This is a genomic window from Aquimarina sp. U1-2 (genome assembly GCF_017897595.1).
Classification (GTDB): Bacteria; Bacteroidota; Bacteroidia; order Flavobacteriales; family Flavobacteriaceae; genus Aquimarina.
Genome location: NZ_JAGKIK010000010.1, coordinates 73,727 through 98,475 on the forward strand (window position 1 = coordinate 73,727; position 24,749 = coordinate 98,475).

Sequence of the window (24,749 nt, forward strand, 5' to 3'; positions counted from 1 at the left end):
TTTATATGCTTAGGCTGCCTATACGGCAGCCTTTTTTGCTATTTGCTTAACGATTTTGTAAAGTAATTCTTCTTGTTCAAAAGGTTTAGCAATAAAATCATCCATACCCGATCGCAAACATTTGTCTCGTACACCATCATCGGCTGTCGCAGAAAACCCTATAATAGGTACTTCAGAAATAAATGAATCACCATAATTGTTTCTAATCATTCGAGTGGCTTTGTACCCATCTATTTTCGACACAATCAAATCCATCAATATGAGATCGTATTGCCGCTTTTCTATGTATTCGATTGCCTGTTCCCCATCAATAGCAACATCAACAAAATAAGATCCTTGCGAGATAAGTACTTTCATGATTAAAAATTGCGTGATTTCTTCATCTTCTACCAAAAGTATCCTAAATTTCTTTTTATGATCGGGCAAACTGTATTTCTTTCTTTTTTGAGGGACTTGCGATTTTAAAATTTCAAAAGTAAAAGGAAGCTTAATATGAAAAATTGTTCCCTGATCGGGAATACTTTTAACTTTAATATCACCATTTAGTAAGCGAACCAAATTGTTTACAATAGCAAGACCAAGACCATTGCCAGAAATCTGCGGGTCGTTATTAAATCGAGTAAATCGTTCAAAAAGATAAAGCATATCTTCTTCTAAAATACCAGACCCGGTGTCTTCGATTTTAAATGTTAAGCTTAGCTTATTAGAACGTTGATAATTTTTGGATACTGTAAATGTGATTTCCCCCTTTTCAGTAAATTTAAATGCATTGTTCAGAACGTTATTTAGGATTTGATATACCCGTGTTCTGTCTCCAATTAGGTATTCCTGTATGTGCGTATCTACATGGGTTTCAAATATTAGTCCTTTTTCTTGTGCAGTTTTAGAATAGGTTTCTCGAAAGCCATTAATTAAATCCTGGAAAGAAAAACGTTCTTCTGCGATTTTCAAAGTTCCCGACTCAATTTTAGCGATATCGACCATATCATCAATAAGCGCATTTAGATGAAGGCTTTCACGCTTGATAATTCTAGATAATTCTTCTTGTTCAAAGGTTAATTGCGTTTTTTCTAATACCTCTACAAAACCCAATATACTCGTTAACGGTGTTCTTATTTCGTGATTAATATTGGCGATAAAACTATTCTTGAACTCTTCTTTTTCTAGCAAGTATTTATTCTTTAATTCTAACTTTTTCGCAAGAAGAATAGATTCATTTTTCTCTTGTGCTATGCGATTAACTTCTTTGTATTTATCGGTATAATCATATACGTAAATAGTAATTTCTTTGGCATTAGGTTGTATGGTAAGGTCACAAATCTTTTCAAAATGACCTTCTTCAAGGTGTATGCATGGGAAATTTAAAGCTTCATAGGTAGTAGTAGTCTTATCCAGCGTTTTTAAAATTTCAAAAAAGGGATGAAGATCATAGATAGAATCTCCTATTGACCATGAAAAAAGTGAGGTATCTGTTTTTTTGATAACACCTTGGTAAGATACCGTGATAATTTGTACTTGCGGATTAAATTGAAGCTTTTCGTTTGGGTCTGCCATCATTTATTCTTCGGTTATTTCATGCGCAAGATCTAAAAAGAAACTTTGCACATTTTTATTGGTTTTCGCACTTGTTAAACCATCAAAATCGATTCCTTTTTCTTTTAGATTTTTAACCGCAGTTTTTTCGTTTATAAGATCTAATTTATTTCCAATCACTTTTATCGACACCTTATCATATTGTTGTTTTAAATAGTTTACATCTTGAGCAATGTTTTTATAAGTGTCTTCTCTGGTTACATCAAATACATATATAAATGCATGCGATCCTAATAAGTACGATTTTCGGGTATCTTCTACGGTATTCGAATGTCCTTCGGTATCCCAAATAATCATAGATACTTCGGTATTATTTGGTAACTGAATTACTTTTTTTTTGATCTGAACACCAAGAGTTACTTTGTATTCTTCAGAAAATTCGTTGTCAATAAAACGCCTGAAGAGTGATGTTTTTCCAACACCGAAGTGTCCTAGAAGCACTACTTTTTTAGACAATTTCATTTGCAAAGTGTTTTTTAAGTTTTTTTGTAAAAAGTGTATTGTTTTCTAAGTCTCTATTTGAAATTCTATGTGCAGCAAAATCCAGTATGTGATTTTCTAGTACTTCTTTAAACAAAGGGGTGTATGCTCCAGAAATGACTGCTGCCATATAATATGAATAAAAATTTTGAATATGTATCGTATATAGTTCATATTCAATAGTTTCCAGATTTTGATCCCCGCCTTTAAATGCATCTTCAACAAAACTCTTAATGGCTGTTAGCATGCCTGCGATCATTTCATTATCAATAGTATCCTCTCGAAACGGACTGTAATCAGCAATTAAAATTCCGGAGTTTTTTTCTATAACAAATAGCTGAATAAGCCTGGGCTTCGAATATTCTGAAAGGGTCAAATCACCATCAGATACTCCATATGCCTTTGCTTTTGTTTTTCTGAACCAATTTTTGAAAGAGAACGCTTTTTTTGTTTGTCTGCTGATGTTTTCACTAAGCAATTTCATCTCATGGGCGATGTATTTTTTGATCATCTTGCCAATAATAGGAAAAAGTGCCTCGACTACAGCATCTTGAGAATTTTTAATTTCTTCTTTTAACGCCTCGGTAATCGTTGGTCCGAGCGTTTTAGGGATTTCCTGAACGAATTCATCCAATTTATCATCGATAATAGGATCTACTTTATGAGAAAGTTCTTGTTTTTGATGTACTATTTTACTGAGTTCTTCTAATTTTACCGCAATAGCATCGGTGTATTCTTTTTCCTCAGTAAAAAGAAGGTCTTTTAAAATTTTAAGTTTATCCTGATCTTCCATAGTTTTTGGATAGATGGATTATTTCTGACTTATTTTTTCACCTAATGTTATAAGAAGATCACCTAATGTTTTTTTATCTACTTTTTTAGCATCCAACACCTCGGCTTTATCGGCCAGATTATCCTCTAATTCTGTAATCCTGATGTTGATATCGGTACTTAGATTATCTATGGCCTGGTTTAATTCTTTGCTGGTATCTTCTATATAATCTCTCAGTTCTTGTCGTTTTGCAGCGATATCTTTTTTAACTTTTTCGAACTCTGAATTATAGGCGGCAATATTTTCTCCAAAAATAAGATTTTTGATGGCTTCTATTTTGGATGAAGGATCGTTGGTATTTTGTTCTTGATTAACTTTATTTTCTTTGGCCATTGTAAAGATGTATTTAATGCATGTACGAGTTCTTTATAAAATTAATAATAAAATGTTAAAAACAAAGAGGGAATGGTGTATAATATGAACTCGCTTTGTATTTAACCCGGATTATGTATTGAAAACTATATTCTTTACCCTTGACTGGGCATACGGGAGTATGGTGTCCTTACACCAAGTTCAATATAGAAGTAAGATTTTGATTGCGAATTGTAGACGTTATTTTGTCTCTTTCATAAAAGACTCTACTCTGGTAACCATGTTCTTGCTGCCGCATACAAAAGGAGTACGTTGATGAAGTTCGGTCGGTTTTATATCCAAAATTCTTTTAAAGCCATCACTTGCTTTTGCACCTGCTTGCTCTGCTAGAAATGCCATCGGATTACATTCATAAAGTAAGCGTAATTTTCCGTTAGGTGATTTTGAGGTGCTTGGATATAGATAAACACCGCCTTTAATCATATTGCGATGAATATCACTAACCAAAGAGCCTATGTATCTAGAGGTGTAGGGGCGATCTTCTTTCTCTTCTTGGCAGTATTTGATATAATCTTTAATACCCTGGGGGAAATGAATATAATTGCCTTCATTAACCGAATAGATATGACCGTCTTCTGGAAATTGCATATTAGGGTGCGATAAATAATACGTGCCCAAAGCGGGATTTAACGTGAAACCGTTAACGCCATGACCTGTAGTATATACCAGCATCGTAGAAGTACCATATATGATATAGCCGGCGGCTACCTGTAAGTTTCCTGGTTGTAAAAAATCTTCAAGCGTAACGGGCGTACCGGTAGGAGTCACCCTACGATAAATAGAAAAGATAGTACCTACAGAAACATTTACATCAATATTAGAACTACCATCCAAAGGATCCATAAGCACCACATAATTATTGCGATGATCATTATTCTGACCCTTAATGGTAATAAAATCATCATTTTCTTCAGAAGCGATTCCGCATACAATTTCTCTATTGGTTAAGGTATTAATAAACGTTTCATTGGCTAGTACATCCAGTTTTTGTTGGTCTTCACCTTGTATGTTGGTATCTCCTGCTGCTCCTGTAATATCTACCAAACCTGCTTTATTGACCTGGTGGTTCACCATCTTAGCTGCTAATCTAATAGAATTGATCAAACGTGACAGCTCGCCACTGGCATAGGGGAAATCTTTCTGGTTTTCTATAATGAATTCTCCTAAGGTTTGGTTTTTTCTCATGGTTGGTGGTATATCATATTTGATGCAAAAATATTGTTTTTTGAATAACTATAAGGTTTTCGTAAGTTTAAATTATGCAACAATTTTAATTTTGTTATAACTAAAATGAAGAACGTAGTATCCTTATTAAATTGTAAGGTTTTTGATTCTTATTTTATAGTTTTGGTAGCGCATTGAGCTTACGTAGCGAAGTTCGAAAAGGCTTTTAATTGAAAATTTACTTGTTTTCGTTATCTACCTATTATAGGCAGACAGGCAATTTTCTATAGAAAATCATCTTAGTTAACAAAAATTTTCTACGCAAATTCACGATGTACAATAAATATTAAAGTTATGGATTATATCATAAGAGACGCAAAAAAGACTGATATGCCCCAGGTACTTGCATTAATACAGGAACTTGCTGTTTTTGAAAAAGAGCCAGAGGCTGTAGAAATAACAGTCGAAGAACTTATTAGAGAAGGGTTTGGTGAACATCCTCTTTTTCATTGTTTTGTTGCAGAAGTTCATCAAGAGATCATTGGAATTGCCCTGGTGTATGATCGTTTTTCGACATGGAAGGGTCGTACAATTCATCTGGAAGATTTAATTGTTAAAGAAGCCATGAGAGGCACTGGATTAGGAAGCGCATTATACACACAAGTTATGAAGTATGCTAAGGAAAAAGGTGTGCGCAGGGTAGAATGGGTAGTACTGGATTGGAATCAAAATGCCATCAAATTTTATGAAAAAAGTGGTGCGACTCTATTAAAAGATTGGTATTTGGTGCAAATGCATCAAGACGGGATTAATAAATTTATAGCACAGCTTTAGAAAAATTAGCGAGCATGAGAGTATTTAAATTTGGAGGCGCTTCTGTGAAAGATGCACAAGCGGTTAAAAACGTAGTTCGGGTGCTTGAAATTACAGCAGATTCTAGCCTGTTAATAGTTGTTTCTGCCATGGGCAAAACTACGAATGCTTTAGAAAAGATTGTCTCGGCTTATCTCAAAAATACCACAGAGCTTACTGCCTTAATTGCTACGGTAAAAAATCATCATCTAAAAATTGAAGAAGAGCTTTTTGAAAACAAACAGCATCCTGTTTTTCAAAAGACAGAAGATCTGTTCAACAAATTAGAAGCTACACTCTCACAAAATAAATCTCAACAATATGATTATGTTTATGATCAGGTGGTAGGTTATGGCGAATTGATTTCAACAACGATTATAAGTGAGTATTTAAATACCGTGGGATATAAAAACACATGGTTAGATGCCCGGGACATGGTTAAAACCGACAATGCCTACAGAGATGCAAAGGTAGATTGGGAACGTACTCAGAAGAATATTATGACCTTAGTTCGTAAAAACGAAATGTTTATCACTCAAGGGTTTATAGGATCTGATACACATAATTTTACAACCACTTTAGGAAGAGAAGGAAGTGATTACACTGCGGGTATATTTGCGTATTGTCTGGGAGCAGACAGTGTCACTATTTGGAAAGATGTACCCGGAGTGCTAAACGGAGATCCACGGGTATTTAAGAACACAGAACTCTTATCTCAAATATCGTATGAAGAAGCTATAGAACTAGCTTTTTATGGAGCTTCTGTAATTCATCCCAAAACAATACAGCCCTTGCAGCGCAAAGAAATTCCGCTTCGCGTAAAATCTTTTATAGATCCAACTTCTCAAGGAACATCAGTAGAAAAAGGGCAAGCATTACACCCTTATATTCCCTGCTATATTGTTAAAAAAAATCAGATATTGATCTCGTTGTCGTCCCTGGATTTTTCATTTATAGTAGAAGATAACATCAGCGAGATTTTCAGACTTTTTCATCACTATCAAATTAAAGTGGATTTGATACAAAATTCTGCCATCAGTTTTTCGGTATGCTTAGATGATAAATTCAATCACCTGGATACACTACTGCAACAATTAAAATCAAAATTTAAAGTAACCTTTAATACTGGGGTATCACTATATACCATACGTCATTACACTAAAAAAGCTATTCAAACCTTAGAAAAGGATAAAGAAATTTTGTTGAAGCAAACCACCAGAGAAACCTACCAGATGATTGTGAGGGAGTAGTATTTCAATTCGAGGATTTTGCTATATTTGCAGGTAGCACAAATTGTATTTAATGCCCATTGTCACAGCAAAAGAAATAGCCATAGGGCTTAAACTGGATAAACTTGGTTTTATTGGTACTTTTCTAGGTTGGCTAATTCTTAAAGTCACTCGATTATCCAAAGTGAATCGTCAATATGATAAGATAAGACATCTTAACGATTTACAATTTTTGGTAAAAGCATTAGAAATCCACGGGGTGACTTATGAGATTCCTGAAGAAGACCTGAAAAGGCTGCCTAAAGATGGTGCTTTTATTACGTTGTCTAATCATCCTTTAGGAGGGTTAGATGGTATTGTATTGCTCAAATTGATGCTCGAACATCGATCTGATTATAAAATCATTGCTAATTTTTTACTACATAATTTAGATCCTTTAAAGCCTTATATTATGCCTGTAAATCCTTTCGAAGACAGGAAGGACAGCAAATCAAGTCATAAAGGAATCAAAGAAGCCATTTTACATCTTCAGCAAGGCAAGCCTTTAGGTATTTTTCCTGCGGGAGAAGTTTCTACCTTAAAAGAAGGGAAAAATTATGTGGATAAACCATGGGAACCAGGCGCTATGAGATTGGTACAAAAAGCAAAAGTACCGGTAATTCCTATATATTTTCATGCCAAAAACAGTGCGCTTTTCTATCGCTTGGCCTCTATTAGCGATACGTTGCGAACAGCAAAACTGCCTAGTGAATTATTCTCTCAAGAAAATCGGGTGATCAAGGTAAGAATAGGAAACCCGGTATCTGTAAAAGATCAAGAAGAATATACCGACTTAAAAGATTTTACTAATTTTTTAAGAAAGAAAACCTATATGCTGGCGAATCCTTTTGAAAAAAAGACCCTGCGAGAATCAATACCCAATCTAAAAATACCAAAGTCTCCTAAGCAAATAGCCGGAGAAGCAAACACCCAGATTATTGAGTCAGAACTGCAGTTTTGTCGAGATCACGATAAGCGATTGCTCACTAGTAAGAATTATGAGGTTTTTTTGGCACAGAAAAAATATATTCCCAATATTTTAAATGAAATAGGAAGGCTACGAGAAATAACGTTCAGAGCCATTGGCGAGGGAACCAACAATTCGATCGATCTGGATAAATTCGACGACTATTATCATCACATGTTTTTATGGGATAATGATGCAAAACGTTTAGTTGGCGCTTACCGAATGGGCATGGGATCTAAAATTTATAGCAATTTCGGGATTGATGGATTTTACTTACAGGATTTATTTCGCTTCGAACCCGAATTACACAAGATGATGAGCCAATCGATAGAAATGGGTAGGGCATTTATTATCAAAGAGTACCAACAACGGCCAATGCCTCTATTTTTACTTTGGAAAGGTATTGTACATTGTACCTTACGATTTCCTGAGCATAAATACCTTATAGGTGGTGTAAGTATTAGTAATAAATTTAGTAGCTTTTCTAAATCGCTAATGATAGAGTTCATGAAATCTCATTATTATGACCCCTATGTCGCACAGTATGTACATCCGAAGAAAGAATTTAAGGTAAAATTAAAAGACGCTGATAAGGATTTTGTATTTGATGAAAGCAAAAGTGATTTAAATAAATTTGATAAAATTATTGATGAGGTAGAACCAGGAAGCCTTCGTATCCCTGTACTGATCAAAAAATATATTAAACAAAATGCAAAAGTAGTCGCATTTAATGTCGATCCGTTATTCAATAATGCAGTAGATGGGCTTATGTATATTAGGATAGCTGATTTACCAGAAAGCACCGTAAAACCGGTTATGGAAGAATTTCAGGCTGAATTAGAGCAGAAATATTTCAAAAACGTAGATAAATAGCGCTAACAATATGTATTTTTTCCAGCGTTTTCAAAATTTAAGTACTTGCTTAATCCCTAATTTCTAGATCGATAACCTTAACCTAATTATACTAATGACTGTTCAATACATTTACTTTGCCATCGCTCTTTTAGGGATAGTATTATTTTTCTTTTTGAGTAAGAAGTTTTTTAATTGGCTTCAAAGACGAATTAGTACTATCGAACATAATATTTTCTTCGGAAACCAAAAAATTGCCCAGTTTTTTAGGTTTATCACGCCACGACGAGAACGACATATTCTTAAATTTGTTATTCGGCTACTTCGCATTTCTATCTATATCACTTTTTTAATTTTATACCTTCCGTTTTTATTTAGTTTGGTGCCGCAAACACGCGAATATGCTGATATCGTTATAGAATACATTAAAAAACCGTTACTATTTATCTATCATGGGATCGTAGGATTTATACCTAATCTGTTTTTCATTTTAGTCATCTTTTTCTTGACCAGATACGTGTTGCGATTTTTGAAATATGTCACCAACGAACTAGAACGTGAAGCGGTTAAACTCGATGGTTTTCATGCTGATTGGGCACGCCCTACTTTTAATTTGCTTAGAGTAGTCATTATTGCTTTTTCGGTTATTATAATTTTTCCGTATATACCCGGTTCAGATTCTCCTGCTTTTAAAGGAGTTTCGATATTTTTTGGAGTACTGTTTTCTTTGGGTTCAACTTCGGCGATTTCAAATATAGTGGCAGGAATTGTTATTACCTATATGCGGCCTTTTAAAGTGGGGGATAGGGTACAGATCGGAGATACCATTGGCGATGTAATCGATAAAAGCCTTTTGGTCACTCGTGTAAAAACTATTAAGAATTTAAACATAACAGTACCCAATTCTTCAATTTTAGGAAATCATATCATTAATTTCACAAAAAACGCGAAAGAAGATATTGGTATCATTCTACATACCTCTGTGACTATTGGCTATGATGTAGTAAGCAACGAAGTATTAAAAGCCCTAATAGAAGGCGCAAAAAAAACAGAATTTATTTTACAAGAGCCTTCGCCATTCGTTTTAATTAAAAGTCTAGATGACTTTTATGTCAATTATGAAATTAACGCTTACACCCAAAACCCTGAAAAATCGGCGTTGATTTATTCTATGCTGCATGAACATATAAAAAATGCACTACATGATGCCGGAATTGAAATTTTATCTCCACATTATCATGCGGTAAGAGATGGAAACATGCTTACGGTGCCTTCGCATAATGTACCCGATACCTATTCGAAACCAGGCTTCAAAATCGAGAAATGATGTAGTTAAAGCGTAATACTGCTAGTTTACGCAATAGCCTTCGGCAGTTCTCGCTTCACAAAATCTTTACAATATTCTTTAATCTGGTTTCTGGTTTTAGTAAAAGCTGCGTGAATTTCCTCTTGGGATCCTTCTACCTTTGAAGGATCGAAAAAGTTGTAATGTAACCGCTTTCCTTTACCAGGGAAAAAGGGACATTGTTCTTTGGCATTGTCACATACCGTAATGATATACTCAAATTTAATGTTTTGATATTCATCTAAATGATTAGAGGTGTGTTTCGAAATATCAATACCGTCTTCTTGCATGATTGTAATGGCTTTTGGATTTACACCATGAGTTTCTACTCCGGCACTATAAATTATAGCTTGTTCTTTTGCAAAATGTTTTAAGTAGCCCTCTGCCATTTGGCTGCGACAAGAATTTCCTGTGCATAATACTAAAATATTCATCTTTATGTGTGGTTACAAATTTAATTTACTTCTTCTTTCTAAAACAATGTTATTAAACCATTACTATAAACATTGCCTATTTTTTCATACGCGTCTTTAATTTTAATCAATATTTACTTACAAAGTTAATTGCAAAAATTATGGACAAGCGAAAGCAATGTTAGTAAGGCGAATATTTTAACAACACCCGCTTCCTGCTGCACAATTATCGGCATTAGCTATAGTTGTTTCTGGTATTCCACAAACCTCTTTGGCTTTGCAATCTGTTGGGTTTACGGCCAATTTGATAATGAGACTATTTTCTTTGACTAAAAACCCTGTGACATGTAATTGTGCGGTATGAAATTGTGAGTTACCATACTCAATTCTTACTTGTGCTTCCATTACATAATCTTTCATCGTCCCCACCTTTTTTAAAATAGCAAGTGCTTTATACGAACTCATAAAATCGGCTTTGCCTAGCTCGGTAGGGCTCTCCCAAAGCTGAATTACAGTTTCTCTCCACGAGTCTGTTCCTGCACCGCAATCTACAGCTTCTACGGTAACATGTTTAACCTCGGTGATGTGGTAATTAGTGCCTACTAACATTCCAGGTGCATACTCAAATACTAATGATTTATCCTGGTGCTCGGCTAATAAAGTAATAAATTCAGATGTATTCATAGTTTGATATATTTAGGCTACTTACTTTAGCAGCAATTGTGTTTTGTTGTATTGAAAAAAGTGTTTAAGGATTCTTGTAACTCGTTCCAACGATCAAGGTCTATACAATAACACATACGTTTACCTTCAATTTCCCCTTTGAGTAATCCAATACTTTTTAGTTCTTTAAGGTGTTGAGAGATCGTAGCTTGCGCCAAGCCGATTTCATCCACAAGATCATTGCAAATACAAGCATTTTGTTTGCTGATGTATTGTAAAATTGCTATGCGGGCTGGATGCCCTAATATTTTAAAAAACTGAGCCAACTCATTTTGATGGATATCAAAGATTTGCGTTTTTGTAATTCCCATTTTATTATTTATATATCGCAATATTACGATGTATTTTTGAAATAAAAAAGTCAGCAATAGTATTTCTGACTTTTTATTATTTTAGAACCAGGGTTTTCGGCCTACTTGATAGGTTTGATAAAACTCTTCATCAGATTTGGTAAGGTACATAATTCCTTCTATGAGTCCCACAATCCACGAGATCGAAGATGTAATACCGCAAGTAAATATACCTAATATACCCAATACAAGCATGATAACACCTTCTTTGGTATAGCCTAGAACAAATTTATGTATTCCAAGCGTTCCCAAGATGATACCAAGAATTCCTGCTAACAATTTTTTATTATCTTGAGATCCAAAGGCTTCTTTTGCATTTTCTGCAAATTCATTAGCCGTATCTTTTACGGTTTCAGCTGCTTCTTCAGCACCTTTTTTAATATCGTCTCCCAAATTCTTGTTTTCTTCACTCATGTTGTTTGATTAATTGATTAATTGTAGAAAAATACGAAAAAAAAGTTTCTTGACTCAAACTAGCCTAAAAAAAGGTCAAATGATACGTTGCTTGCGTATTCTTTTCTGGTATGACTTACGAGATTTATTTATCTTTTTTGATATTTAATTGACTTTTATTCGTTTCATTTATCGCTTTAAATGGTCAAACGAATCACCAATTAAACATATTGGTGCGTATCATCCCTATTAGTATAGCTCATTTTATAACTTAGTTCTTCTATAGATGTATCCAGAAAATGAATCTTCATAGCTTCTCTGCGTTATTTCATTACTACCTGTCTTTCTAGCAGAAGAGTTCAACTATATTCCTTTGGGGTATTGACTTGATATTATATGGTTAAATTGATGCTATTTTTAGTTTTGTTTGCGCTGCAAAATTACTGCTGAAATCAACGATACTATAAATCCAATGATCAAAACCGTAGCGAACATGAGAAAAAAATTGAAAAAAGTGTTGGAGAATAGCTCTTTTTGGGATTCTAGTTTTTCTAGTTCAATTTGAAATTCTGCTTCAGATAGCGTGTTTCTTAATGTATCGACATGATGCATATAATATTCGGTTACAAAATCTGGATGAATATATTTGATATAGATCACATCTAAAATCCCAAATGATAACCCGGCTATTAACGAAATAACGACGCCTATCCATAAGGCTGTGCCAAAGGATACAATACCCTTGTTTTCATGATCTCTATAGTATCTAATTCCGAAGTAAATAAATACTAAAGATACTACCATAGTGGTATATCCAATAGCTTCCTGGATGGTGTAGTCAAAATTTTTACCTATAAACCATCCTACCAGGGCAAGTGAGCATAGGGTTATTGCACTATAGGTTCCGTAACGAATAATTGTATGTTTCATCTGTTTATCTTTTTTGTTTTTTAGTAGTCAGATGGAATCGCCATGTAATCATATGGGTGGGTTTCATCATCATTGCTATGGCTTATTTCGTATTTTGAAATAGCCTCTATTCTTCAAAAGTAGGTGTAGGTTACAGTTTTAGGATCATACTTTAGTATGAATTGTAACAAAGTAAGCATTTGGTTTCTTTATAAAGGTAATATTTGCAGCTGTTTTGCAATCTGAATGGCTTGGGTACGTCGTTTAGCATCTAATTTAAGCAATACATTAGATACATGTGTTTTAATAGTACTTTCTGAAACGAATAATTTTTCGGCAATTTCTTTATTCGAGAGTCCCGAGGCGATTTGACAAAGTACTTCATACTCGCGTTTGCTCAATCCTAATTCTTGGATTTTCTTGTGATCTATGGCTAAAGGTTGTTTTTTCGGGAATAGTACTCTTTTTTTTATAATGATTCCGATACCCAAGAAGGTTATTGCTACTATCGCGAGTATGGTTTCAATAGAAGCGTCTCTCATAAACAAAGTATACCTACTGATTCTAAAAAGCGCCAATAGAGCCAAAATGAGTGCTGTAAAAATTAGAATTGTTTTTTTCACCTGGTTAATTTATAAAACTTAATATGAATATCCGTAATTTAACCTAAACAGTTTGCGTCAAGCTGAATACTGAAACGAGTTCAGCACAGGCTTGTTTCAGCTTCTCATCTCAATGTACTGAAAATAAACTTGATGAGATCCTGAAATGAATTCAGGATGACTTCTGAGTTAAATTTTAGGTATAATAACGGACAATCAATAAAATTAACTTCATATTATAATAATATAAGCAGACTTATTTTTACCCTAATATTAGTTCTTAAATTGAATAGTTGAGAAGGGGTTTAATGATATAGTTGTTTGAGTTGATTCAAATGATGATAATATCGTTTCTTTTGCCTATGCTTATTTTTAATTCCGTGCTATACTAATGCTATTTGTTTTGAATCCTTCGTATATATTGAGAATACGGTTTTTAACAAAAGGCGATTTTTATTTTATCGACTATAGTTTGTGCCAATTTTTCTTTGGACTCTACTGTCCATCCTGCTACATGCGGACTTAAAATCACATTTTCCATTCGAAGTAATTCACGAAAAGCCTGAGGCATTTCGTTGTGATAATTAAATAAATTTTCAAACGAGGATTTTTCATATTCCAGAACATCCAATCCTGCACCAAGAACGTTACCATTTTGTATAGCTGCTACCAAATCTTGAGTAACTACACTTTTACCCCGGGCGGTATTGATCAACCAAAATGGTTTTTTAAACTGCCGAATAAATTTTTTATTAATCATACCAATAGTTTCAGGAGTTTCGGGAGTGTGCAGGCTCAAAACATCTGTTTTTTCAAAAATGTCCTCAATCTGAACCTGAGTAGCATCCTCATTTCCCACGTGATCCAAAATGTCATAACAGATCACTTCGACTGTAAATCCTTTAAGTTTTTTCGCAAAAGCTTGCCCCATATGCCCATATCCTATAATTCCAACTGTTTTGCCATCAAGTTCTAAGCCGCGGTGTTCTTCGCGAAGCCATTTCCCTTGCCGTACGCTTTGATCGGCTTGGTTTAATTTATTAAATAATGACAATATCATGCCGAGTGCGTGTTCTGCAACAGCATTTCGGTTTCCTTGGGGAGCATTAAAAAGTTGAATTCCTAGTTTTTGAGCATAATCTGTATCTATATTTTCGAGTCCGGCACCAACCCGACCGATAAATTTTAGGTTTTTAGCCTTATCCAGAAAAGTTTTATCTATCATAAATCGACTTCGAATTATAATTCCGTCATAATTAGAAATTTTGGATTCAATTTCAGATTTAGAGGATTGATAATCTTCATCATTTTCAAAACCAGCTTCTTGAAGTTGTTTTATTAACAAAGCATGATTGGTATCTAGGTGAAGGATTTTCATGTGTTTTTCTCGATATTCGAATTACAAAATAGCTAAAGAACAGTAAATCTATTCATTTATGTGGATTCAGGTGTAAATACCTTGATATATTTATCTCTAAATCCATCAAATAAAATGAAGAGCCTATTTTGATTTTCACTGAACAAAACTTCATTAAAATGATCATGATTTTCATCGATACGACCAATTATTTTCCAATCGCTATTTATTCTTTTATGGATATAGATAGTATAGGCTTTGCCTGAGTACCCTTCGTAATCAGAGCTGCTTAAAAGAATATTACCCTCTTTGCTTAGCTTTAAAATAGCGTTATCATAAAACCTGGAAGGGATATAGTTTTTTTGCTGTACCCAATACTTATTTTCTAAGTTATATTGCAAAAATTGGCGATCTTTGATTCTTGAAGAAGAAGATAGCATAAGTGACTTACCATCTGGTCTTATAGTTACCGAAGTTCCTAAATTTTGATAAGGAAGATCCCCATTAATATCATTACCCACCTGTTTCCATATACTATCGGAATACTTAAATACCTTTACTTGACCCGCATCGGGACCATTGTCATAATTATATATGTTGGCAATAGTTATTATTGATCCATCTTCATTTAAGTTGACATTGTTCCAATAAAAATTAGCACCACCATAATTTAAAGCCATTTTATCTTTAATAGGAATAGCATTACCTTTTGGAATCCATCCTTTGTTTTTCCAGGAGTATACTTGTACTTCTGAAGTACTATTTACAAGAACTGGAGACGATATCGCTAAAGTTTTACCATTCGCACTTAGTTTTACATTCTGCAGCCAGCTATACGAGCTTGGTTTTCGTACAACACTGGTGTCGTTTATTAAGGTCCAATTTTTATTTTTACGATCAAAAGTTTGTATCTGTTGTAGATTATAGGCTAGCTGTCCGGTTACAATTCTGGAAGCATCACTACTCATAGCATAAACTTGAGCGTTGGTGAAGTGCGTACTATCTGTATGTGTATTGCCAAAAGATGACCAAATAGAATCTCGCAGTTCGAACGTTGCTATTTTTTTTGAAGGTAATGTGGTATCTAATTGTTGAAAATAATCTATAATCGCTACTTTACTACCATCTGCACTTATACTCATTTCTATTAAATCAGTTCGATTTTCTCCTGCAGATAGCTTGATTGTATTTCCTAATGGTTTCCAAATGGTAATGTCTTTGTTATTAGCATCTCTACGATCGCAGCCGTATATGATGAATAAAAGTAGTATATAGAGTACCCGATTGACCATAGCGGCAGTTTCAACTTTCATTTCGAGGTGTTTTTAAAGATTTTTACTTCACCAAATGTGGTATGATTATCATCCATATTGCTATTACCAATAATTACTCTGGTCCCATCAGTATTGATAGCAAATGAAGTTGGAAAATCTAAATATGCTCGTTCTAGTTTAATTCGTTCACCAAATAATTGCCATTGATTATTCACAAGTTCAAAAACTGATACAAAATTGTAATCTTTGGGACCTCCATCGGGATCTCGACCTCGACTGGTAACTGCCAGGCGGTTTCCTGACTTATCCAATTCGATTTTGTAAGCAAAATGATCTAAATCTGTTCCATAAATAGTATTACCTAATTGATTCCATCGGTTATTCGAATCAAGAGTAAACACCTGTATATGTCCATTAAGTAATAGTCTACCCCTTTTACTATCGTTTGAATATTTCGATATTTGCGTTATGTCATATCCAATAGCAATCACAGACCCATCATTATTTATAGAAACTGTATTTGCCGGGATCGTATACCCGCGATAATTGTAACGAATACTATTGCCTTTTTGTTTCCATTCACTATCTTCGAGTTGATATATAGTGGTATCATTTTCTCTGCCATCTGTAGCGATAATTAATGATTTGCCATCATTACTTAGCTTTAGAGACTTGCCAATTTGAACTTCATGAATTTTTGAATTGTCTTTGAAGTATGAAGTTTTTATTATCCCTTGTATGGGCGTTCCTAAAACTTTCCAGGTTTTGTTGTCCCATCGGTACACGGTGATACTGCTCTGTACTTCTCCAGTAGGTTCAACATGAGGCGCACCTACTGCAAGTGTTTCTCCATTATCGCTTAGGCTTATATCATATCCAAATGCTGCATGAGCTTTGCTTCCGTTAAGACTTTGACCTAGTTGTACCCATTTTTGATTTTGTAGCTTAAATACCCTAACCTGTCCAGAATTTTCACCGTGTATCGAACTATGTAGTGCGCCTATCGAAATAATATTCCCTTCTGCATTCATTGCGAGGGTAGAACCAAAGTGTTCATAAGGTTGTAATCCTTCAATGCTGTTACCTAAAGGAACCCACTGCCCATTTTTTTCCTGAAATACTCTTACTTGTCCTGCACCAATCCCAGTATTATCATTGTATGGCGATCCAATAGCAATTATAGCACCATCGTCACTCATTGCCGTAGCGATACCGGTAAAATCTCCGGGATGTTCTGAATGTATGCTTTCGCCAATTTGTTGCCAATCATTACAAGACTGCGTGCTCATAACGATACTGAGTGCAATGACAAAACCAATTTTTTTCATACATTTAACTATTTTTAATTGTTTGAAAACTAAATAATTAAAAAACGGAGAACGTATGTAACCACTACGCTCTCCCATTAAAAATTTTGAACATTCCCTTTTGAAAAGTAATTTTTAAAATTCTTATTATCTCTTTTAAAATGCCCAATGGTATTTTAAGATAAAGATAACGTTTTTCCTAACCTGGCAGCTTTATAGATAGCCTCAACAATTTTAATATCTTTCATGCCTTCTTCACCAGGAACCAATACTGCGGTATCGTTAAGAATTGCCAACGCGTCATCATCCATTTGTCTTGCTTGCTGATTTTGAATAGGTATATTCAGTAAAGTGCCATCACTTGCTTTTCCCTGCACTCCCGAATACATAGAGAAAGGAGCAAGGGTGTACCACCCTTTTTGACAGTCTACATACAATTCGTGCATAGATTTACCAACACTAGTTTTACCGTGGGCAACGATTCCCGATGGAAATTCTAAAGTGAAATGCGTGGTCTCATCGGTTTCCGTAAATATGTCAGGACGGGTAGTCATTTGTTTGGCAGCAACCGAGATAGGTTCTTCTCCAGTGCTATATCGCGAGGCGTTAAGTGCGTAAACACCCAAATCATACATGGTACCTCCTCCTAATTGTGCATCTAATCGCCAGGAACGTTTGGGATCTCTAACGTGGTATCCTATTTCTGCCCGTACCGTTTTGATTTTTCCATACGGTTTTGTGGTAGCCCATTTCATAATTGTTTGGGTGTTAGGTTCGTGTTGCATACGATAGCCAATAGCTAGCTTTACTTTATTTTTTGAGCATGCCTGTATAATAGCCTTACACTCAGCTTCGGTTTTTGCCATTGGTTTTTCACACCATACGTGTTTGCCTGCATTAGCGGCTCGAATGGCATACTTGGCATGCAACCCTGTAGGTACTACAATATAGATGACATCAATATCAGGATTGTTCGCAATCTCATGCATCGAGTCATAGTTGTACACATTTTTATCAGGAATATCATACTGTTCTTGCCATTTTGGAATTTTAGAAGGACTCCCGGTTACAATTCCTGTAAGTTTACAGTACTTTGTAAGTTGTAGGGCAGGAGCAAGTACAGAAGTACTGTAATTGCCTAAACCAACCAAGCAAACTCCTATTTGCTTTGAAACGGCACCTGAATATAAATTTGAATAAGGAAACAGACTGTAGCCAAGCAAAAGACTACTATTTTTTATAAATGCTCTTCGATTTAAATTCATAACTATTGGCTTTATAGATTAGCAGTGATCAGTACCACTTAGTTACAAAAAATGTTTTTGTTCGTGTCGAATACAGAGTAAAGTATTTGACACGATTTCATCTTTGTATTACATATTAATATAAGTTGAGGCGGTGCCGTCGCTTTCTACTTCTCCTGTATGTTTGGTACTTGCTTTTTCGAACAGCAATACATGATGCACCGTTTCCTTATAAAAACAAGGTACTTATTTCGTCTGTGATTCTAGTAGGTCTTAACGTTTCTTTATCTAGCAGGCACCACATTGTTTTTGCTGAAACCAATACTTTTTCGGTTTTTGAGAGATAAATTTTGGTATGTCGCTCACTTTTTGCTCCCTGATAATGATCTATCCAGGTGTGTAATACCAGCTGATCATCTTTAAATGCCGGGTGATGATATTCGATAAAGTGATGTAGCACAACCCAAACATAGGTATTACGTAGGGTTACATCAGTTTTTGATTCCCAGTGTTTTTTAGCAATATCTTGTATCCATTGAAGATACACAACATTATTAACATGATGCATTTCGTCGATAGCCGATAGCGGAACAGTTAATTGGGATTCGAAAATCTTGGGTTTCATATAAAATGGAATTTTAAAGAATTTTACAAGGTGAAACTCGATGTAAAAATTTAGGTTTAACCCGCTTTATGCATTAGAAAATCTATTACGGCTTGAAACTGCTGCAAAACCAAGCACTACGTTATGTTTTTAAGTTTCACCGTAGCGGTGCTATGCTGAAACTCAGAAAACACCTGGTTTTATGGCATTTTCAACCCTCATTACGAAATTCTAATGCATAAACCGGGTTTAAAAACTGAATATCCGTTAAGATTCATAATTCATACGTCCCCCTGAACTCGTTTCAGGGTCTCAATTCATAAAGCACTAAAAATTAAATACTTATAAGATGCTGAAACGAGCTCAGCATGACGTTACGATTAAATTATTACTACTAACAAATATCCAATCTAGAAAATCGTCAAATCGAGACCTCAAATAAAAATTTTATCCAATGATTGAACCAACGTATTACCCTCTCTGTCCGCCTTGGCGTATGGCAGGCTGGCATCCCTTTTCCGGTGATCTATCTCGCCTGTCGCTACCGCGCCATTGTCTTCTGGTGTAAAGGAGCAAAGTCCCTTTTTGAAGAGTGGAAAGCGCGGTGCTTGCAGCCTGCCTAAAAGTCTAAAATTACCTTGGCAATATAAAAGAACAAAAAAATACCAAAAATATCGTTGCTGGTAGTAATAAAAGGACCAGTGGCAATCGCAGGATCAATCCCTCTTTTATCGAGTATAATTGGTACAAAAGTACCTACTAAAGCGGCAACAATAATAACGCAAAGCATAGAAATGGCGATGGTAAAACTAAACAACAAATCCATACCGTCAAAAATTCCAAAAAGAATAACTAAAACCCCCAAAGTGACACCGCTTATCAAACTGAGCCCGATTTCTTTGAGTAAACGGCTTAATAAACTACCTTTCACATTATCGTTTGCCAATCCCTGCACAATAATCGCCGAAGATTGTACCCCAACATTACCTGCCATGGCGGCGATCAGCGGAGTGAAGAAAAATAATTCTTTGTATTTTGCCAAAGCTTCTTCAAATCCTTCCATAATAAAAACACTACCCAGACCACCAAATAAACCCAGGATTAGCCATGGTAGCCGAGCTCTTGTTAATTCCCAAACGGTATCATCTGCTTCGACATCTTGAGAAATACCTGCGGCCATTTGGTAATCTTTTTCGGCTTCATCTTTTATAAAATCAACGATATCGTCGATAGTGATTCTACCCACCAAAACATGTTCATGATCTACAACCGGGATGGCTTCGAGATCATATTTTTGCATGATTCGGGCAACTTCTTCACCCTCGGTATCTACATTAACATAGTCTACTTTTGGGATATACACATCACTAATATGCGCTTTTGCTGCGGCTGTAAGTAGATCTTTGAGAGACAGTCGACCTTTAAGTTTTCCATCTTTATCGACTACGTAAATAGAATGCACTCGAGTTACATTTTTGGCTTGCCGGCGCATCTCGCGCACGCACCCGGCTACGGTCCATGTTTCTTTGACCTGTACCAATTCTTTGGCCATCAAACCACCGGCAGCGGTTTCATGATAGGTAAGAAGCTCTTTAATATCCTTGGCATGCTTTTCGTCCTCGATTTCTGATATAACTTCTTCGGCTAGTTGCTCAGGTAATTCGCCAATAACATCGGCTGCATCATCGGTGTCCATTTCTTCAAGCTCTTCAGCAATTTCTTTGGCCGAAAGATTGTCGAGGATACGTTCACGAAGATCCTCTTCCAGTTCCATGAGCGCTTCAGAGGTTTTTTCGCTATCTAATAGTTTTACGAGATAGGTAGCTTTTTGAAGGTCTACTTCTTCCAGGATTTCTGCAATATCTGCGAAGTGAACCTCACCTAATATTGCGAGGAGCTCTTGTTCATCTTCGGCATCGATAAGGTACCTGATTTGATGAATAAGTTCGTTAGAAATCTGAAATTGCATAGTGTGAATATTTAATAAACCAGTTGACCGATGCCCACAAAGATAACTAAAGAATTTTAGCAGGGTTGTTCAAAAAAATTAAATAGTATTACGATCTCACTTTTTGAATATGAGTGGTTAAGGCTATGAATTCATCTACAGATAATTGTTCGGGACGCTGAGAGAATACGTTTAAGGTTTTGGTTTCTTCGTCTAGCTGAAATGCTTTTAAACTATTTCTTAGTGTTTTACGGCGTTGCCCAAATGCTGTTTTTACCACAGCGAAAAAAAGTTTTTCGTCACAAGGAAGGGAATACTCTTTTTTTCTAATCAGTCGTAATACGCCGCTTTGTACTTTGGGTGGGGGATCAAAAACTTCGGGATGTACTGTAAATAAGTATTCTGCATCGTAGAAGGCTTGTACCAGCACCGACAAAATACCATATGTTTTGCTTCCTTCTTTTTCACAAATGCGCTTTGCTACTTCTTTTTGAAACATTCCTGTAAATTCGGGAATACGATCTCTGTTTTCTAGTGTTTTAAATACAATTTGTGAAGAAATATTGTATGGGAAATTTCCTGTAATTGCAAACTCCTCGTTCGTAAAGAGTGTACTAAGATCGTATTTTAAAAAGTCGGCTTCGATCACTCGAAAATTGACATTATTTTTCACAACTTTTGGATGTTCTAAAGCAAAGCTATGATTAAGATATACTATAGATTCTTCGTCGAGATCCATGGCGACTACTTGTACATCTTTCATAAGAATATACTTGGTAAGTACACCGGTACCAGGACCAATTTCTATCACATTTGTATAGCCTTTTAATGTGAGTGTATCTGCTATTTTTTTAGCGATATTTTCATCTTTTAGAAAATGCTGTCCCAAATGTTTTTTGGCACGTACCGGGGTTTTTTCTGAAGACGATTTTGTGTCCTGAGCGTATTTTTTATTCTTTTTATGATGTCGCATGATGCTCACTTACTAGTTCTAATTCTGTTCTGAAGGCTACATATTTACCGGCAAATTTTTCTGATTTGCTTCGAAGTCGGTCTGCATCTTCTGTGTAATATTGTTGAAGCGTATCTTGATCTTTTACAGTATACTGTACAGAATAGGTAAGGCCTCCCAATTCTTCTTGAACTAGAACTTTGGTCATTAAGGCTTTGCTAAATTTTCCTGTGGCAAGCATATCGGGAATATGTTCATGCTTCATCCAATCTAGCCATTCCTCATGAATAGTTTCTTCAATGTTAACCGTAACGTTATAAATGTACATAGTAATCTTTAGTTTGTAGTTTTTAGAGTGTAGTCTAATACATAAACCGGGTTTAGGTTCAAAAAGCAAAGGTACAAAGATGTATAAAGGTACTATACATTAACATAGGTTATTGACTAAACTAGATCATAAAGCTGGCAAATACAAGGTCTTTGATATAGCTTTCTACAGATAATCATTCTGGCGTACGTCAATTTTCTTATTCTAAACGCATGTATGTTTGGAGAACATAAAACTTCGATTCTTAACAACTATCTAATTTTAACCCGGTTTATGCATTAGAAAATCTATTACGGCTTTAAACTGCTGCAAAACCAAGCACTACGTTGTATTTTTAAGTTTCACCATAGCGGTGCTATGCTGAAACTTAGAAAACACTTGGTTTTATGGCATTTTAAACCCTCATAACAAAATTCTAATGCATAAACCGGGTTTAAAGTAAATTAATTAATAGCATCTCCACGAAGTGTTCTATACTTTTTTCGAGCTTCTACAAAATAAATGCTGTCGGCGTGATTAAAAATGATTTTTTCATAAAGTTCTTTAGCTTTTTCGGGTTGCTCTAGTTGATTCGTGTAGAGCGCTGCCAAATGGTAATATGCATCGTCTATTAGAATATCATCCCCGTAAAATTCTATTATTTTAAGATAATTTACCTTAGCTTTTTCGTATTGTTCTAATTTTTCATATAATTTAGCCTGTCGCAAAAAGGCTTCATCTTCTATCTTTTCTCCTTTATGTTGTGTCAAAATTTGGTCATAGGCTGCTATAGCATCTTCATTTTTATTCTGAAATGCCAACAAATCTGCTTTGGCAAAAATTTTAAGCGCAGTTTGAGTAGAATCTTCTTGAGAGTTGTCGCTTATGATTAGACTAAGCTCCATAGCATCATTGGCAATAAGTTGAGAGCTCGAAGACTTGAGTACGTCGAGTTGTGTTTGGGCCCAGGCAAAATCACCTTTGTAGTAGCTCGTTTTTGCTACTTTATATCGGGCATCTTGAGCTAGAAAATTGTTTTTCAAAGCATTTTGAACCTGAGTATAATAAATCAAGGCTTGGTTAAATTTTTGATCCAACACCAAGATATCGGCAATTTTCATTTTTACTCTAGAAGATTGAAACCGGGATAAACGTTCTCTATCTAATAGTTCTTTTAAAAAGGTAATAGCTTCTTGTTTTCGATCCATATTAAAAGCAAGAAAGTGAGCATAATCTACCTGTAGACCAATGGTTTCTCGAGATTTTCCGTAAGTTTCAAATACAGTTTGATATTGTTCTACGATACTTTTGTATTCTTTTTTATTCGCCTGATCGACCTTGGCTTTCAAAATGATTTTATGAGCGGTTAGTTTCATATCATTTGAAACAGGCGTTTCTAGAACATAATCCAGGATTTCTGTAGCCGATTTGATGTCTTTTTCAGAAATTGCAATTCTTGCTAAATCAATGATTCCGTGCGGTCCCGAATCATTACGTTTGTAGATTGCCTTTTCATGAATAAATGCTTTTTTAAACTCTTTTTGCTGAACAAATAGCCAGCTTAGCATCTCGTTATATAAAATATCTGGATTTTGTTGTAATCTTTTGATCAGTAGTTTTTTAAATATAGTATTTGCCTTATTTAACGGGTCTTCTTGTATATAATCGCTAAAATTTCTCTGAACAATAGAACTATAGTTGGGTTGTAATTGTAATAATGACAAATAACTATCAAACATTTTTTCAAGTTTACCCTGTTCGCCATAGATTTTGGCCAGTTGCACATTAAAATTGGCTCTGGGGTTGTCTAGCATTCCTTTTTCATAAACCAAAGCAGCTTCATCCAGAAGGTTGTATTTTTCAAAAGTTTGGGCTAAAGAATACGCGTGATTAGCATCATTATTTTTATAGGTTTCTAATGCTTTATCATAATATGTCCTGGCTTGAGCAGATTTGCCTTGAATATCATAGTGATGACCCAATTCTACCAAAAGTTGCGCATTGTAGGGAGACTGTTCTATTTTTTTGGTCAATATTTGTGCAGCTTCATCAAACTGTTCTAGTTGTTGATGTGAGGCCACAAGACCTAGCAAATAATTAATACGTCCCGGATTTCTGGTATATAATTTTTGATAGATAGATAACGCTTTTTCATATTGCCCCTGCTGTATATAGTTTTTTGCCAATTGCTCTGATTGCCCGGCAGCCAAAAAAGTCATAAACAAAGTAACGTAAAAAAGGATAAGACGCATTATTGCAGGTTTTTGTGTAAAGATAGTAAATAGTTTGTGAGTTTTTGAGCGGATGAGTATGTGAGTATGTGAGTTTTTGAGTGGATGAGTATGTGAGTAGAATATGAAAAACAAAATTAGAAAGTAGGGGGTATATTTGATTTTGCGTTATTTGAAAAGATGATATTAAAAAAGCAACAAATGTATGCCAATATTAGATTTCGAAAAAAGAGCTAAACATGATTGCTGCACTAAGCTTATTTCGCCTCTGTTAAAGAACATTAGAAATCAAACATTTTAGCAGACAAAATTATTAAATGCATAGAATAAAAACCGGCTACAACGACTTGTAAGCGCATTAACGACTAAATTTCTTAATCAAAAATTCATTACGTTTTATTAACTTTGAA

Annotated in this window: 24 protein-coding genes; 4 read left to right on the forward strand and 20 right to left on the reverse strand. The window is 35.0% G+C overall.

Going from position 1 to position 24,749, the window contains the following annotated elements; translation table 11 throughout:
• Positions 1 to 18: 18 nt before the first annotated feature.
• The 5 genes from J8281_RS13385 to fbp all read right to left on the reverse strand — a co-directional run bounded on the left by J8281_RS13385 (position 19) and on the right by fbp (position 4,462).
• Positions 19 to 1,557, reverse strand: coding sequence for an ATP-binding protein (locus tag J8281_RS13385; RefSeq protein ID WP_210198144.1), 1,539 nt, complete (start codon positions 1,555 to 1,557; stop codon positions 19 to 21).
• On the reverse strand, positions 1,558 to 2,055 hold the full coding sequence (locus tag J8281_RS13390; RefSeq protein ID WP_210198145.1) for a Rab family GTPase: 498 nt from the start codon (positions 2,053 to 2,055) through the stop codon (positions 1,558 to 1,560).
• Positions 2,042 to 2,866 carry a cell envelope biogenesis protein OmpA gene (locus J8281_RS13395; RefSeq protein ID WP_210198146.1) on the reverse strand — a complete coding sequence of 275 codons (825 nt, stop codon included), beginning with the start codon at positions 2,864 to 2,866 and terminating at the stop codon, positions 2,042 to 2,044. Before J8281_RS13395 ends, J8281_RS13390 begins: the two co-directional genes overlap by 14 nt.
• Positions 2,867 to 2,884: 18 nt before the next feature.
• Complete coding sequence (locus J8281_RS13400) at positions 2,885 to 3,238, reverse strand: fructose 1,6-bisphosphatase (protein ID WP_210198147.1); 354 nt, start codon at positions 3,236 to 3,238, stop codon at positions 2,885 to 2,887.
• A 219-nt stretch (positions 3,239 to 3,457) separates the two neighbouring features.
• Positions 3,458 to 4,462, reverse strand: a complete 1,005-nt coding sequence (gene fbp / locus J8281_RS13405; RefSeq protein ID WP_210198148.1) for a class 1 fructose-bisphosphatase — start codon at positions 4,460 to 4,462, stop codon at positions 3,458 to 3,460.
• A gap of 333 nt (positions 4,463 to 4,795) precedes the next feature.
• Between fbp and J8281_RS13410 the strand changes: the two genes are divergently transcribed.
• From J8281_RS13410 to J8281_RS13425, 4 genes are all read left to right on the forward strand, one after another.
• Entirely contained in the window at positions 4,796 to 5,275 is a 480-nt protein-coding gene (locus J8281_RS13410) for a GNAT family N-acetyltransferase (RefSeq protein WP_210198149.1), read from the forward strand.
• 14 nt (positions 5,276 to 5,289) lie between these two features.
• Positions 5,290 to 6,543 carry an aspartate kinase gene (locus tag J8281_RS13415; protein ID WP_210198150.1) on the forward strand — a complete coding sequence of 418 codons (1,254 nt, stop codon included), beginning with the start codon at positions 5,290 to 5,292 and terminating at the stop codon, positions 6,541 to 6,543.
• A gap of 52 nt (positions 6,544 to 6,595) precedes the next feature.
• A complete protein-coding gene (locus J8281_RS13420; RefSeq protein WP_210198151.1) occupies positions 6,596 to 8,401 on the forward strand; it encodes a lysophospholipid acyltransferase family protein in 1,806 nt (601 codons plus the stop codon).
• A gap of 94 nt (positions 8,402 to 8,495) precedes the next feature.
• Complete coding sequence (locus J8281_RS13425; RefSeq protein WP_210198152.1) at positions 8,496 to 9,707, forward strand: mechanosensitive ion channel family protein; 1,212 nt, start codon at positions 8,496 to 8,498, stop codon at positions 9,705 to 9,707.
• A 26-nt stretch (positions 9,708 to 9,733) separates the two neighbouring features.
• Here J8281_RS13425 and J8281_RS13430 read toward each other — a convergent pair whose 3' ends face one another.
• From J8281_RS13430 to J8281_RS13500, 15 genes are all read right to left on the reverse strand, one after another.
• Positions 9,734 to 10,159, reverse strand: a complete 426-nt coding sequence (locus tag J8281_RS13430) for an arsenate reductase ArsC (RefSeq protein ID WP_210198153.1) — start codon at positions 10,157 to 10,159, stop codon at positions 9,734 to 9,736.
• 177 nt (positions 10,160 to 10,336) lie between these two features.
• A complete protein-coding gene (locus J8281_RS13435; RefSeq protein ID WP_210198154.1) occupies positions 10,337 to 10,822 on the reverse strand; it encodes a DUF6428 family protein in 486 nt (161 codons plus the stop codon).
• Between the two features lie 26 nt (positions 10,823 to 10,848).
• Positions 10,849 to 11,172 (reverse strand): helix-turn-helix transcriptional regulator, encoded by a 324-nt coding sequence (locus J8281_RS13440; protein ID WP_210198155.1) that lies wholly within the window; start codon positions 11,170 to 11,172, stop codon positions 10,849 to 10,851.
• A gap of 81 nt (positions 11,173 to 11,253) precedes the next feature.
• The gene (locus tag J8281_RS13445) at positions 11,254 to 11,625 is read right to left on the reverse strand and encodes a TM2 domain-containing protein (RefSeq protein WP_210198156.1); all 372 of its coding nucleotides are present in this window, start codon (positions 11,623 to 11,625) and stop codon (positions 11,254 to 11,256) included.
• A gap of 396 nt (positions 11,626 to 12,021) precedes the next feature.
• The gene (locus J8281_RS13450) at positions 12,022 to 12,534 is read right to left on the reverse strand and encodes a DUF4199 domain-containing protein (RefSeq protein ID WP_210198157.1); all 513 of its coding nucleotides are present in this window, start codon (positions 12,532 to 12,534) and stop codon (positions 12,022 to 12,024) included.
• Between the two features lie 188 nt (positions 12,535 to 12,722).
• Complete coding sequence (locus J8281_RS19890; protein ID WP_371812615.1) at positions 12,723 to 13,136, reverse strand: response regulator transcription factor; 414 nt, start codon at positions 13,134 to 13,136, stop codon at positions 12,723 to 12,725.
• A gap of 415 nt (positions 13,137 to 13,551) precedes the next feature.
• Positions 13,552 to 14,493, reverse strand: a complete 942-nt coding sequence (locus J8281_RS13460; protein ID WP_210198158.1) for a 2-hydroxyacid dehydrogenase — start codon at positions 14,491 to 14,493, stop codon at positions 13,552 to 13,554.
• Positions 14,494 to 14,549: 56 nt separating this feature from the next.
• A complete protein-coding gene (locus J8281_RS13465; protein ID WP_210198159.1) occupies positions 14,550 to 15,785 on the reverse strand; it encodes a hypothetical protein in 1,236 nt (411 codons plus the stop codon).
• On the reverse strand, positions 15,782 to 17,074 hold the full coding sequence (locus tag J8281_RS13470; RefSeq protein ID WP_210198160.1) for a WD40 repeat domain-containing protein: 1,293 nt from the start codon (positions 17,072 to 17,074) through the stop codon (positions 15,782 to 15,784). The genes J8281_RS13465 and J8281_RS13470 overlap by 4 nt, the downstream gene beginning before the upstream one ends.
• Positions 17,075 to 17,229: 155 nt before the next feature.
• Positions 17,230 to 18,318 carry a Gfo/Idh/MocA family protein gene (locus tag J8281_RS13475; protein ID WP_210198161.1) on the reverse strand — a complete coding sequence of 363 codons (1,089 nt, stop codon included), beginning with the start codon at positions 18,316 to 18,318 and terminating at the stop codon, positions 17,230 to 17,232.
• Between the two features lie 208 nt (positions 18,319 to 18,526).
• Positions 18,527 to 18,922 (reverse strand): thioesterase family protein, encoded by a 396-nt coding sequence (locus J8281_RS13480; protein WP_210198162.1) that lies wholly within the window; start codon positions 18,920 to 18,922, stop codon positions 18,527 to 18,529.
• A 598-nt stretch (positions 18,923 to 19,520) separates the two neighbouring features.
• Positions 19,521 to 20,870, reverse strand: a complete 1,350-nt coding sequence (mgtE, locus tag J8281_RS13485; RefSeq protein WP_210198163.1) for a magnesium transporter — start codon at positions 20,868 to 20,870, stop codon at positions 19,521 to 19,523.
• Positions 20,871 to 20,958: 88 nt separating this feature from the next.
• Positions 20,959 to 21,822 carry a 16S rRNA (adenine(1518)-N(6)/adenine(1519)-N(6))-dimethyltransferase RsmA gene (gene rsmA / locus J8281_RS13490; RefSeq protein WP_210198164.1) on the reverse strand — a complete coding sequence of 288 codons (864 nt, stop codon included), beginning with the start codon at positions 21,820 to 21,822 and terminating at the stop codon, positions 20,959 to 20,961.
• Positions 21,809 to 22,129, reverse strand: coding sequence for a DUF4286 family protein (locus tag J8281_RS13495; RefSeq protein ID WP_210198165.1), 321 nt, complete (start codon positions 22,127 to 22,129; stop codon positions 21,809 to 21,811). The genes rsmA and J8281_RS13495 overlap by 14 nt, the downstream gene beginning before the upstream one ends.
• A gap of 443 nt (positions 22,130 to 22,572) precedes the next feature.
• A complete protein-coding gene (locus J8281_RS13500) occupies positions 22,573 to 24,360 on the reverse strand; it encodes a tetratricopeptide repeat protein (RefSeq protein WP_210198166.1) in 1,788 nt (595 codons plus the stop codon).
• Positions 24,361 to 24,749: the final 389 nt, after the last annotated feature.